The 13,027-nt window shown below is 44.8% G+C and carries 10 protein-coding genes; all 10 read right to left on the bottom strand.

The features are described 5' to 3' along the window. Positions 1–43: 43 nt before the first annotated feature. The 10 genes from LDO37_RS13215 to LDO37_RS13260 all read right to left on the bottom strand — a co-directional run bounded on the left by LDO37_RS13215 (position 44) and on the right by LDO37_RS13260 (position 12,840). The gene (locus tag LDO37_RS13215) at positions 44–1,516 is read right to left on the bottom strand and encodes a sigma-54 dependent transcriptional regulator (protein ID WP_224056031.1); all 1,473 of its coding nucleotides are present in this window, start codon (positions 1,514–1,516) and stop codon (positions 44–46) included. Between the two features lie 236 nt (positions 1,517–1,752). Further along, the gene (gene fliS / locus LDO37_RS13220) at positions 1,753–2,163 is read right to left on the bottom strand and encodes a flagellar export chaperone FliS (protein WP_101112847.1); all 411 of its coding nucleotides are present in this window, start codon (positions 2,161–2,163) and stop codon (positions 1,753–1,755) included. A 12-nt stretch (positions 2,164–2,175) separates the two neighbouring features. Then, positions 2,176–2,481: a flagellar protein FliT gene (locus tag LDO37_RS13225; protein WP_101112849.1), complete on the bottom strand. Its 306-nt coding sequence runs from the start codon at positions 2,479–2,481 to the stop codon at positions 2,176–2,178. Positions 2,482–2,484: 3 nt separating this feature from the next. Continuing rightward, on the bottom strand, positions 2,485–4,359 hold the full coding sequence (fliD, locus tag LDO37_RS13230) for a flagellar filament capping protein FliD (RefSeq protein ID WP_126609870.1): 1,875 nt from the start codon (positions 4,357–4,359) through the stop codon (positions 2,485–2,487). 19 nt (positions 4,360–4,378) lie between these two features. Then, on the bottom strand, positions 4,379–4,783 hold the full coding sequence (locus tag LDO37_RS13235) for a flagellar protein FlaG (RefSeq protein WP_101112852.1): 405 nt from the start codon (positions 4,781–4,783) through the stop codon (positions 4,379–4,381). A gap of 76 nt (positions 4,784–4,859) precedes the next feature. Continuing rightward, positions 4,860–5,993: a flagellin gene (locus LDO37_RS13240; protein WP_126609869.1), complete on the bottom strand. Its 1,134-nt coding sequence runs from the start codon at positions 5,991–5,993 to the stop codon at positions 4,860–4,862. Between the two features lie 584 nt (positions 5,994–6,577). Next, positions 6,578–7,708, bottom strand: coding sequence for a flagellin (locus LDO37_RS13245; RefSeq protein WP_126609868.1), 1,131 nt, complete (start codon positions 7,706–7,708; stop codon positions 6,578–6,580). 171 nt (positions 7,709–7,879) lie between these two features. Further along, entirely contained in the window at positions 7,880–9,013 is a 1,134-nt protein-coding gene (locus LDO37_RS13250; RefSeq protein WP_126609867.1) for a flagellin, read from the bottom strand. 1,092 nt (positions 9,014–10,105) lie between these two features. Next, entirely contained in the window at positions 10,106–11,239 is a 1,134-nt protein-coding gene (locus LDO37_RS13255) for a flagellin (RefSeq protein WP_224055234.1), read from the bottom strand. A 467-nt stretch (positions 11,240–11,706) separates the two neighbouring features. Continuing rightward, positions 11,707–12,840, bottom strand: coding sequence for a flagellin (locus LDO37_RS13260; RefSeq protein ID WP_224055235.1), 1,134 nt, complete (start codon positions 12,838–12,840; stop codon positions 11,707–11,709). Between the last annotated feature and the right edge of the window lie 187 nt (positions 12,841–13,027).

The raw sequence follows: 13,027 nt of genomic DNA on the forward strand, positions 1-13,027 counted from the left end.
TTTAAATTATATTGTCAGTGTCAATTGATTGACAAAAACGCGCTTATCGGTTGAGATTATACTTACGCATTTTCTCAACAAGGGTTGTACGGCGCATTCCTAGCATGTCCGCAGCTCGCGCAACGACACCACCTTGAGCTTCTAGCGCTTGGCTGATCATATTCACTTCAACGTCTGCCAAAAGCTCTTTCAAGTTAACGCCTTCTGGGGGTAATTCCTGAGGACTGTTGGCGTTTTCTTCCATATCGAGAGCGCTTTCTTCAAAATTGAAATCTTCCGAAAAGATGTCAGAAAGTGCATCACGCTCCTGTTCTTCAATGGATTGGCTTGAACCAAGATTCTCCGGTTGAAACTCTGGAATGTCGCTGTAGCGATATTTGGTGGGCAGATGATTAACGTCCACCAAGCTGTTTGGAAAAAGAATAACCATGCGCTCAACGAGATTGGCAAGCTCACGGACATTACCAGGCCAGTCATGTTCCATCATTGAGTTAATAGCTCGTGGAGTGAAGCATATCGGCATGCCACCTTCCGCTTCCATTCTGGTTAGCAATTCTTTTAACAACAGTGGAATGTCTTCTTTGCGATCCTTCAGAGCAGGCATATCGATAGGAAAAACATTCAATCGATAGAATAAGTCTTCACGGAACTTTTCAGCTTCAATCATTTTTTCAAGATTACGGTGCGTCGCCGCAACAACTCGAACATCCGCTTTGATTGTATTGTTACCGCCAACTCGCTCGGAATTGCGCTCTTGAAGTACTCTTAACAATTTCACCTGCATTGGCATTGGCATATCGCCAATTTCATCAAGGAAAAGTGTGCCGCCCTCGGCTAGCTCAAAACGCCCTTTACGTGCAGTGATTGCCCCCGTAAACGCGCCTTTCTCATGACCAAACAGTTCACTTTCCAAAAGTTCAGGTGGAATTGCGCCACAGTTAATAGGAACAAATGGACCGTTTCGACGCGGCGAGTGATAGTGGATGTTTCTCGCCACCACTTCTTTACCCGTACCAGACTCGCCAAGAATAAGTACATTGGCTTCGGTTGCAGACACTTGTTCAATCAAATGGCGCACATCTCGTATGCCTTGACTTTGACCAACCAAACTTCTGAAAAGCGTATTTTTTCGGCTGGCAGACGGAAGCGGTCCCCCTTTGCGTCCAAGAAATTCTTGGCAATGTCGCAACGCATCACTGAGCTGAGGGTAATTCAAAGGCTGTTCAAGCTCACCAACATAATGTGGAAAATCGTCCACAGAAATGGTGTTACTGCTTAGTGTTAGAAGTGGAATATGGTTGGATTGTTTCAGTATCTTAGTAAGAGGTGCTGTCTGCGATTTATGGTTTATGGAGCCTAAAATGCATCCAGCCCATGTCGCGGTCCAATCAATGCTGTCGATTTCATCGGTACTGATAACTTCACAGTGTTCACCGATGAACTCAAGAATTATGCTTAAATTATGTTTAACCTGCTGATCATCTTCAATAACCAACAATTGTGCCAAGCCTTGCATAGAAATAAGTGTTTGCCTTTAGATTTTAATCATTATCGTACATACCTAAGCCCTGCAACTTTGTTTCATTTACGAATAAAGTGTGCAAATTCATGGGCATTAAGAGCGCAGCAAAAACAAAAAAGCCATTAAAAGAGTAGGCTCTAATAATGACTCTATTCTATGCGATAAAAAAAATAAGGCAACCAAGCACTTTGCGGATGTGAGTTTTGTTCTAAAACATCCTAAATCCGTGATTACTGGCCTAATTCTGCAGAGGTTAAGTTATGGAACTCTGCTGGAATCTGATCCCACGCTGATTTGATCTCACGAATGATATCAACCACGTCGTCGATCGGCTTTGGTTCATTACTCTGATTCGCCACAGTGATTTGCGTAATCATGAACTCGTAAAGCTGGTCTAGGTTTTTAGCAATATCACCACCGTCATCCATAGACAAGCAAGATCTTAATGCGATAACAATGTCTAGCGCTTTACCTAAACGCTCACCTTTTGTTGCTATATTTCCCTGCTGCATTGCAGCCTTACCTTGAATCAGGCGCTCAATTGCACCAGCCATCAGCATTTGAATAATCTTATGCGGAGAGGCCGCAGACAGTTGACTGTCTACTGAAACCTTTTTGTAAGCCTGTAAAGAACCTCGCATGGTAATCCTCTCTTATAGAAACTTCTTATAAAGCTGAACAGACTTGTTTCCGTGTCGGTACTTTTTCAAGTGATCAGCAATTTTATTGGTATTCGCCTGCATCAGTAACACAATTTTCTGTGTTCTTTCCACTGCTTGTTGCCACTCTTCTTTATTGACGAGGTCAGGCGATTTTTCAAACTCTTGCAAAGCACTTTGCAACAACTGTTCTCTTTTATCGACCACAGCAACAATTTCTTCAGCAATTATTTCATCTTTTTCCAAAAAAGATAGAAGCTGCTGATCCAGATCGCTTAGGTCTGTCAATATATTGGACATACATTAACCAAATGCATTCATCATGCCAGAAAGTTGTGCCTGCATCTTACTCGTGGCTTCCTGCATAGCAGAAAACTTATCATGTGTTCTTTGTTCAAGGCTGTCCATTCGACGATCTAAATTAACCTGCTGATCGTTTAGACGGTAGTTCTGCTCATACAAGCTCTTCTCTCGAGTACTTATAGAACCAGTGACACCCGTCATCGAATGTATGGCGTCTTCTACTTTTTTTGCAAAGCCATCATTCCCACCAAAAAACTCTCCAAGCTTAGTAAAGTTTTTATTGAGTTGGCGATCAAGCATGTCGTAGTTCACTTCAAGTGTACCTTGACGTGTTGTTGTAATACCAAACTCTGTTAGGGTTCGAATATCTTCTGGTGCGTCTTTAATCGCGGTGGTAAACACTGTTTTTAAACGCGACTCAGCACCACGGACAATACTGTCACCAGAAAGAGGACCAGCGACACCAGAGGCAGGGTCAGCCCCCGAAAGTTCTTTACTGAGCTTATAGAACTGATTGTATGAATCAACAAATGTCAGGATGTCGTTTCTAACGCGCTCTCTGTCGTAGTCTATTCCGATTTCAGTTTGTTTCTTGGAGTCTGACACGCCTTTTAGCGTCAGATCTACGCCATCAATCGCGTTTTCGATAACATTATTGTCGCTACTGACTTGCGCAATGCCATCCAAGATTACGAGAGAATCTTGACCTTCTTGCAATTCATTCATACCGCCGTAGCCATCAAACGCTTTTTGGGCAGCTTCAATTCTTGCTAGTGCATCTTTGATGTCTTTATCATGCTGAGCTTTCGCATTTTCCATCAGCATGGCGTCACGTTCTTTCACCGTGACATAGGAGTCCGTGAGTGTCCCTGACGCTGTTGGCGACCAACCAGGAATATCGGACGACTTCTCTCGTGCTTTGTCGTCCAACCCGTCTGTTCCGGGCTCGTAAGAGCTAAGTAGTGTCCCTGACGCCGCTTCAGAGAAGCCGGGAATAGTGTCTTCCGGCTTAGGCGGCTTTTGCTCTACGCCATCAATGATGACCGGCTCTTCGATTCCCGGTAGGTTGACGACATAGACAGGCAGTGCACCGTCGGGATTGATCGGTTTGCCTTCGAGGGCTTCTTCGATTTCCTTTGGTGAATATTTGTTCTCCAGAACGGCAACATCTTGCCCATCTGCAGTTAAAACTGGCGAAGTTTGTAATTTGAGGAGTGCCGCTTGCGCTTCTTCCAGGTCTTTCATCCTGTCTTCTAGCGTTTTGTATTCAAGCGCTTCCAAGGGGTTGTTTGGGTCAGCAGAGTTAGCTGAAACGTAGATTTGGTTTTCTACACCCGTTTTTTCTGAAGCTAAAATAATGCGCTGACCATCAACATCGTTGATGATGGCAGCGCGAACACCAGGATTGCCGGTAGCTGCATTGATGCCTTTAACAACATCAATGAGCTTGGCATTTTGTTTTACTTCAACAGTAAAATCCCTGTTTCCTAAACGGATCTGCAGCTCACCAGCCCCATAGCGAGTTTTCTCACCCACAATGTTAGAACCCAACTTATGGTTCTGAGCAAGCTGCACCACATCGACGGCATATCTGCCTGCGATTGCGTCCGTTGTGGCTGTAGCTGAAACTACTTCTTCATCGGATGACTCCACCGAACGTACGGCGAAAGCCTTATCCTGACGAAACTGAGCCATCAGTGCTTTCATAGAATCCAGTGATTCCCTGAGTCGACCATAGGCGCTGATATTGGTCTCAACTTTGGTGCGCTCATTATCGATCCGTTGCTGCTTTGGAAGCCGCTCCGAATCCACAATTTTGCTCACCATAGAGTTGATGTCCATACCAGACATTCCACCCATTGGGTTTACACTCATTCTCTCACCTTCAAACCTATTACACCTTTTCCACGATTAACCCGGAGGAATTGGCGGCTAGGCGCCTTAATATTTCGAGCATTTCTTCGCTCGGTATCTGTTTGATGATATCACCAGTATCCGCATCGAATACAGTGACAACTCGTCTCCCAGACTCGTCATCGAATTTGAACGATAATCCTTTATTGAGTGAAGAAATAAAATCATTTACTTCATCAATCCGCTTTTCTAACTCATCTGCATTAATCTTAGTACGCTCTTCAGCGAATGATTGTGCGGAATCGTTTTGAATCGCTTCTTTCGGATCCTCATTCTCTGCTCTTTTTAGCGCATTAGCACTGGATACATCCTCAGCTGTAGAAGCAATCTTTGTGCCACTACCATAAGAAGGCTGGGAAATCGATGTGTAGGATGATATGTCCATAACGATCTCACCTCCACCTTGATAGCTTACAAAAGGTTGCCCTTATGCACGCTTCTTACACAGAAGTATACCAGATTTAACCTAACAAACTCAGTGCCGCGGATGGTGACTGTTTTGCTTGAGCGAGGATAGATGTACTCGCCTGCTCAAGGATCTGAGACTTCGTCAATTGAGTGGTCTCTTTTGCAAAATCAGTGTCGCGTATACGACTCATCGATGCGTTCACGTTTTCGTTAATGCTATCTAAGTTACTGATAGCGTGGTCAAATCGGCTTTGGAATGCACCAAGCTCTGCGCGCTTACTGTCGACACTTGTTAGTGCACCGTCAATGACGGCCACGGCTTGTTGAGAACCAGCAACCGTTGTTACGTCAATATCATTAACCGCAACATCAGCGCTTGCTCCCATGCTCAGTTCTCCAGCTAACCCGCCGCTGAACGTCACATCGCCATCTATTTTTTGGTTGTGGGCAAACACACCCAACTCACCATTGTCGCCTACGTAAGCTTTTAGGTAATCCTGCTGACCATTGATGTAAGTTGCAACTTCTTCAATATCGTCGCCGGCCAAAGCGTTGATAGTGATGTTTTGCGCGTTACCCTCTGTGTCCGTAAACGCAAAGGTCATGTCAGTAGCTCCGCTATCCACTACCCAGTTGCCATCTTTCGCATTCGCAGCTGTGTAGTTTTTTCCTGCCATGCTTTCATGGTCGGAACGGACGTTACCCATTTTCAACAATACAGCTTCACCGGAACTGGCACCTATCTGAAAAGATTGAGTACCATATGTACCGTTCAGCAACTTATTGCCACCAAATGAAGTCGTTTCTGCAATACGATTTAACTCATCGTTTAGAGCACCCACTTCTTCCTGAATCGCAATCCGCTCTGAGCGGCTGTTGGAACCGTTAGACGATTGAAGTGCAAGGTCTCTCATACGTTGAAGGATGTTAGTACTTTCCTTCATCGCCCCTTCCGCCGTTTGAGCTATCGATATCCCGTCGTTTGCATTTCGCACTGCCACGTCTAAACCGCGACTTTGTGAATCCAATCGATTCGATATTTGTAACCCAGCGGCATCATCTCTCGCGCTATTTACACGGTATCCCGATGATAAACGCTCCATTGATCTGTTCATGTCGGAAGCAGCGTTATTCAGGTTACGCTGAGCCGTCATAGCAGACACATTAGTGTTTACTGATATTGTCATATTAGATCTCCTTTGACATTAAGGATGATGGCGTCGCGTCTCTCACCTCGCTAAACCATCTCATTTCTCGCATTCCTTTTAACGGCGGATCCATTAAGTTCTTTAGAGAAAAACACGTTTTTTTTATGTTTTTATGGAGTAAAGTGCAGGGAACTCAATAACCGCATGATGATCAGTAAGTTAGCATTACAGGTCATTTCACTAAGAGCTCACAATGTCGTAATAAAAAGATTTCGACAGTAGAAAAAACGCCAAGCGTTAGTATTCTTAGATTCTTAAAAAAACGCCTACAAAGCTTGCTATAGGGTGAATTACATCTTAAGCACTAGCGTTATGTATAAAATACATTTCGATTCACTAGAAGCCTCAGAGAGCGTCTACGGGAGAAGTGCTGGTTCTCTCTATCTAGCGCCTGTAAAGATAAGAGAGTTATGGGTTCTAGCAATACTGAGTTAAGAAGGGTGGAAAGAAGAAGAACGAAACTCAACACATTTGAGATGGTTGCGCTTTAGGCTTGGAAATTTATGCGGCTGGTTGTTTTGTCGGTGCACTAGGTTTGTTGATCAGTGCAGTAGGTTTGTTGATTAGTGCAGTAGGTTTGTCGCCGCTGAAGGCATTTGATTAGCTTGCGCGATGATCGCGTTTGAAGCTTGTTGCAAAATTTTCGACTTTGTCAGGCTAGTGGCTTCTTTTGCGAAATCGGCATCTCTAAGTTGCCCCTTGGAGTCATTCACATTAATGCTCATGTTTCCTAGGTTAGAGATACCACTTTCGAATCGATTATGAATTGCTCCCAGCTGGCCACGCTGGCTATCGACATAGGTCAATGACGCATCGAGCACCGCGATTGCTTGCTGTGCGCCGCCCACCGTACTGATGTTGAGAGTATCGACGGTAAGTTGACCCTGTTTCGATAGTGCAAGTTCTGAGGCAAGACTGCCACCAAACGTAAGATCAGATTTTACATCATGATTAGGTGCAAACAGTTGTAGTTTCCCATTTTCATTGACTGAAGCACTGATCTCGTTCGTTTGTCCGTTAATGTATGTCGCTAACTCTTCGATGTTGTCACCGGATTTAGCCACAATTTGCAAATTAACGGGTTGGTTTGCGACATCCTGAAACTGGATATTTAATTCGTTGCTTGAGTCGGTAACTATCCAGTCGCTGTCTTTTCCATTTTGTGCTTCGTAGCTGTCTCCTCCCATACGCTCACTATCTGTGCGCATGTCCGTCAGTGATACCATAATGGCGTCAGTGTTAGGTCCGATATGAAACGATTTGGTTCCATATGTTCCGTTAATCAGTTTCTCACCACCAAAGCTGGTTGTTTCAGCAATTCGATTAAGTTCGTCATTGAGAGAGGACACTTCGTGTTGCAGTGCCTGACGATCGTCATCGCTGTTATTTCCGTTGGCAGATTGAATGGATAAATCTCGCATTCTCAACATGATATTGGTTGCTTCGTCTAACGAACCTTCAGCCGTTTCAACGATGGACAACCCATCATTTGCATTGCGAATTGCTACATCTATCCCGCGAGTTTGTACATGGAGTCTATTTGAGATCTGCAGACCAGCTGCGTCATCTTTTGCTGTGTTGATTCTCGTACCTGAAGATAAGCGTTCCAGTGATGTATTTGCATCGCTCATAACACCTTTTAATTGGTGTCTGGTTGCCATTGCAGATACGTTGGTGTTAACCGTTAATGCCACTGAAAGCTCCTGAAAATCTTTGAGTCCGTAGAAAAACCACTTTAAGCAAAACTTTTGCTTGGGCACGGGATTGACGATTTATTGCAATAACGGTAAACCGTCGTTATCCCTGTGGTGTGCCAGGTGGTTGCAACACAATCAACCACCTAGACCGCCCTTAAACTTCGAGTACTAGCCCAACAGCATTAACGCTGAATTTGGAGATTGCTTTGCTTGAGCAAGTACCGAGGTTGATGCTTGTTGCAGAATCTGAGACTTAGTCATTGCTGTTGTTTCTTTCGCAAAGTCTGTGTCTTTGATTCGGCTTTGAGACGCGTTCACGTTCTCGTTGATGTTATCTAAGTTGCTGATAGCGTGGTCGAATCGGTTCTGGAATGCACCCAGTTCAGCTCGGTGGCTATCAACATATTGAAGCGCTGCATCCACTACCGCTACTGATTGCTGAGAACCAGATACTGTGGTTACGTCGATGTCACTTACCGTCGTTGCTTGTGCTGCTCCCATGGCTAACTCACCACCTAGACCACCACCAAACGTAACTGCACCGTCTACTTTGTTGTTGTCTGCAAAGACTTGAAGTACACCGTCATCACCTACCGACGCTTTTACTGCATCCGTTTGACCGTTGATGAATGTCGCTACTTCTTCAATGTCATCACCTGCTTTCGCGTTAATGGTGAGGTTCTGAGCAGCACCATCTTTGTCAGTGAATGCAATAGTTAGGTCAGCAGCTGCGCCATCAACAGTCCAATCAGCACCTTTAGCGTTAGCTGCTTGGTAGCTTTGACCACCCATATTGGTTGTGTCAGAACGCATACTCTTAAGACCCAGCATTACTGCTTCACCGCTGTCTGCACCAATCTGGAATGATGCGTTGCCGAAGGTACCGTTTAGAAGCTTGTTACCACCGAACGATGTGGTTTCAGCAATACGGTTAAGTTCGTCATCTAATGCAGTGATTTCTTCCTGAATCGCTACTCGGTCGTCTTTACTGTTCGAGCCGTTAGCAGATTGCAAAGATAGGTCACGCATACGTTGCAGGATGTTAGTGGTTTCTTTCATCGCACCTTCAGCTGTCTGTGCAATAGAAATACCATCGTTAGCATTTCGTACTGCCACATCCAAACCGCGGCTTTGAACATTTAAGCGGTTGGAGATTTGCAGACCCGCTGCATCATCTTTCGCGCTATTGATTTTGTAACCAGATGATAGACGTTCCATTGATGTATTAATGTCACTTGCTGCGTTGCCTAAGTGACGCTGTGCTGTCATCGCTGATACGTTAGTGTTTACTGTCATACTCATGGTGTTTCTCCCATTGATTTTCCGTTAAGGGCGGTTTCCGACGTCTCGGAAAACCAATTAGTTCTCTCAAAGTCATAAAATGTATCGACTTACTATTTATTTTCTTTAGCTATTTTTGAAATAAATCTTAAGAAATGGCACAAAAACACATCTAAACCACTGAAATCTTTATTTAAATAAACTTTAAAAAAATTTATCTTTAAATACATGAAGTTATAATTGTATAAAAATACAATATAATCCAATTTGGTTTAGATACAAAAGACCCCTACCAGAACGGCAGTATGAAGATATAGAGAGGCATAGGTATAATGTAATACCTATTCAGAAATCTAATGTTTTAGATACGCCTAAACAAATAGAAATTAGAGGAACTAGTACCAAGAATAACTGTAGAAATTCAGAGAATACATCGATGCTCTAACGTCCAGTAAATTACTGACGAGGCACCCGTACTCTATGGTTCTGAATCACTACCCAACCCCTGGATAGATCACTTCTAATGAAACGAATTCGATATGAGCAAGTGTTGTATAAATGTATGAACTATAAGGTTTCTTCAGTACATTTCACTCTGCCAATATTTTCCCTCGTGACCTAGTTATTGCGTTTTAGGTTGATAGTTCGCAGTTTAATTATCCAGTTACCATGAATGCGTCGATCTCGATTCGCTTATCGCGTCCAGATAGATCCATCCCACTTCCCCGTTATATTAAAAAGCAAATCAGCCTGAGCATTGTTTAGCTAATCGTATCTGTCTCCTTAGTCTCTGTTTAATGTCTTCAAGCACCTTATTGAGTTGCTTGAACTTTAAGAACGATATCGTTTAAAACTTCAATATCGCTTTAAACCTTTTTGCTGTTACGACTGTTCAATCAGAACAGCAAACTGGTCTATGCCGCGCGAGATCTCGATCGTTTGGGATCTCATTTGCCTTTAGGTTGTTGTTTTCAATTGGTTTGGAACCGATTGTGTTGCTCTTCTACCCATTTTTTTCTCAATGCTTCTCGTGGCCTGTCTCACCACCTCTCTTGAAAGAGAGAGGCGGGAAGGAACGTCATGGGCAGGCGCTCCTCCCCGCGAGAGAGTCGATTAGCCCAGCAAGCTCATCGCAGCATTCGGCGCTTGTTTCGCCTGTGCCAATATCGATGTTGACGCTTGTTGTAAGATCTGAGCTTTCGTCATTGAGGTCGTTTCTGAAGCGAAGTCGGTATCTTTGATACGGCTCTTCGAAGCATTCACGTTCTCATTGATGTTATCTAAGTTGCTGATTGCGTGACCAAATCGGTTCTGGAAGGCACCCAGCTCTGCTCGGTGGCTGTCTACGTATTTCAGTGCCGCATCCACTATCGCGACCGATTCTTGTGCACCCGCGACTGTTGTCACGTCTATGGTGTCGACTGTGACGCTGTTTGCCGTTCCCATCGCCAGCTCCCCTGCCAGGGCACCACCGAAGGTCACATCGCCAACCACTTTGTTGTTTCCTGCGAAGACTTGCAGTGTCCCGCCTTCACCCACCGACGCTTTCACTAAGTCGGTTTGACCGTTGATGTACGTCGCCAGCTCTTCAATATCATCGCCGCCTTTCGCATTGATGTTCAGCACCTGAGCGTCGCCAAAACTGTCGGTCAATGAAATGGTCAGATCCGTCGCGGCGTCTGGCACCGTCCAATCTTTATCTTTACCATTCGCGGCTTGGTAGCTGTTACCCCCCATTAGAGAGTTGTCGCTTCGCATGTCTTTTAAGGTAAGCATGACCGCTTCACCGTTATCGGCACCTATCTGGAATGCGGCTGTGCCGTACGTTCCGTTAAGTAGGCGGTTACCACCGAACGAGGTGGTTTCTGCGATACGGTTCAACTCATCGTTCAATGCGGTGACTTCTTCTTGGATCGCCACACGCTCAGATTTTGAGTTCGAGCCGTTAGCTGATTGAAGGGATAAGTCACGCATACGTTGAAGGATGTTCGTGGTTTCATTCATCGCACCTTCGGCAGTTTGAGCAATGGAAATACCGTCGTTGGCATTTCGCACGGCTACGTCTAAGCCTCGGCTTTGCACATTCAAACGGTTTGAGATCTGTAGACCTGCTGCGTCGTCTTTTGCACTGTTGATTTTGAAACCTGAAGACAAGCGCTCCATGGATAGGTTTAGGTCACTTGCTGCGTTGTTTAAGTGACGCTGCGCTGTCATTGCTGATACGTTGGTGTTTACAGTCATGCCCATGATGTATTCTCCAAATTAGTTGATTGTTTGTAATTAAAGAGCCTTGCGTATTTGCTAAGTCTCTTTCCTCTCTCTGTACTTTATGTAACGGCTCAACGTTAAAATTCTTTAGTTAAAAAACAGACAAAACTTAAAAATATTAACGCTAAAAGCACAAATCAAATTCTAATCACAAAAACAAACAACAAAGTAAGAAAAACACTCAAGATTATCGGCAGAAAGCCGAAAAACACTGCCTTATTCATCATGAGTTCTTAATTTGATATTAAATGGTGGAAATCTGTCTTCATTTACAGATTCGCTTTGCTGTTTCGACTAAGAAGTCAGAACAGCAAAACGGTCTATGTATTTGTTTCGATTAATGTCCACTGTGATCGTTACACCCATTGTTTTCTCCCTGCCTCTCATAAGAAAGAGAGGCGGGAAGGAACGTCATGGGCAGGCGCTCCTCCCCGCGAGAGAGTCGACTAGCCCAGCAAGCTCATCGCTGCATTCGGCGCTTGTTTCGCTTGTGCCAATATCGATGTTGACGCTTGTTGTAAGATCTGAGCTTTCGTCATTGAGGTCGTTTCTGAAGCGAAGTCGGTATCTTTGATACGGCTCTTCGAAGCATTCACGTTCTCATTGATGTTATCTAAGTTGCTGATTGCGTGACCAAATCGGTTCTGGAAGGCACCCAGCTCTGCTCGGTGGCTGTCTACGTATTTCAGTGCCGCATCCACTATCGCGACCGATTCTTGTGCACCCGCAACTGTTGTCACGTCTATAGTGTCGACTGTGACGCTGTTTGCCGCTCCCATCGCCAGCTCCCCTGCCAGGGCACCACCGAAGGTCACGTCGCCAACCACTTTGTTGTTCCCTGCGAAGACTTGCAGTGTCCCGCCTTCACCCACCGACGCTTTCACTAAGTCGGTTTGACCGTTGATGTACGTCGCCAGCTCTTCAATATCATCGCCACCTTTGGCATTGATGTTCAGCACCTGAGCGTCGCCAAAACTGTCGGTCAATGAAATGGTCAGATCCGTTGCGGCGTCTGGCACCGTCCAATCTTTGTCTTTGCCATTCGCGGCTTGGTAGCTGTTCCCCCCCATTAGGGAGTTGTCGCTTCGCATGTCTTTTAGGGTAAGCATGACCGCTTCACCGTTATCGGCACCTATCTGGAATGCGGCTGTGCCGTACGTTCCGTTAAGTAGGCGGTTACCACCGAACGAGGTGGTTTCTGCGATACGGTTCAACTCATCGTTCAATGCGGTGACTTCTTCTTGGATCGCCACACGCTCAGATTTTGAGTTCGAGCCGTTGGCAGATTGAAGGGATAAGTCACGCATACGTTGAAGGATGTTCGTGGTTTCATTCATCGCACCTTCGGCGGTTTGAGCAATGGAAATACCGTCGTTGGCATTTCGCACGGCTACGTCTAAGCCTCGGCTTTGCACATTCAAACGGTTTGAGATCTGTAGACCTGCTGCGTCGTCTTTTGCACTGTTGATTTTGAAACCTGAAGACAAACGCTCCATGGATAGGTTTAGGTCACTGGTTGCGTTGTTTAAGTGACGCTGCGCTGTCATTGCTGATACGTTGGTGTTTACAGTCATGCCCATGATGTATTCTCCAAATTAAGTTGTGTATTTATGGGTTCCCTCTCTAATGGAGCCCATTCCTCTCTCTGTACTTTATTTAACGGCAACAAATTCGATTACTTTAGTAATTTTAATCATTTTATTTAAATTAATTACCCAAACTATAAAAACAACCAATTACAAAAAGAAAAAAACCATGATATTTCAA

Origin of the sequence: Vibrio penaeicida, assembly GCF_019977755.1 — a bacterium.
GTDB lineage: Bacteria > Pseudomonadota > Gammaproteobacteria > Enterobacterales > Vibrionaceae > Vibrio > Vibrio penaeicida.

Bases quoted from the DNA above. Each gene is read 5' to 3' on its own strand.
- fliD (WP_126609870.1), bottom strand. From the start codon at position 4,359: ATGAGTGTAAACCCAATGGGTGGAATGTCTGGTATGGACATCAACTCT.
- LDO37_RS13225 (WP_101112849.1), bottom strand. From the start codon at position 2,481: ATGTCCAATATATTGACAGACCTAAGCGATCTGGATCAGCAGCTTCTA.
- LDO37_RS13215 (WP_224056031.1), bottom strand. From the start codon at position 1,516: ATGCAAGGCTTGGCACAATTGTTGGTTATTGAAGATGATCAGCAGGTT.
- LDO37_RS13255 (WP_224055234.1), bottom strand. From the start codon at position 11,239: ATGGGCATGACTGTAAACACCAACGTATCAGCAATGACAGCGCAGCGT.
- LDO37_RS13235 (WP_101112852.1), bottom strand. From the start codon at position 4,783: ATGGACATATCATCCTACACATCGATTTCCCAGCCTTCTTATGGTAGT.
- LDO37_RS13260 (WP_224055235.1), bottom strand. From the start codon at position 12,840: ATGGGCATGACTGTAAACACCAACGTATCAGCAATGACAGCGCAGCGT.
- LDO37_RS13250 (WP_126609867.1), bottom strand. From the start codon at position 9,013: ATGAGTATGACAGTAAACACTAACGTATCAGCGATGACAGCACAGCGT.
- LDO37_RS13240 (WP_126609869.1), bottom strand. From the start codon at position 5,993: ATGACAATATCAGTAAACACTAATGTGTCTGCTATGACGGCTCAGCGT.
- fliS (WP_101112847.1), bottom strand. From the start codon at position 2,163: ATGCGAGGTTCTTTACAGGCTTACAAAAAGGTTTCAGTAGACAGTCAA.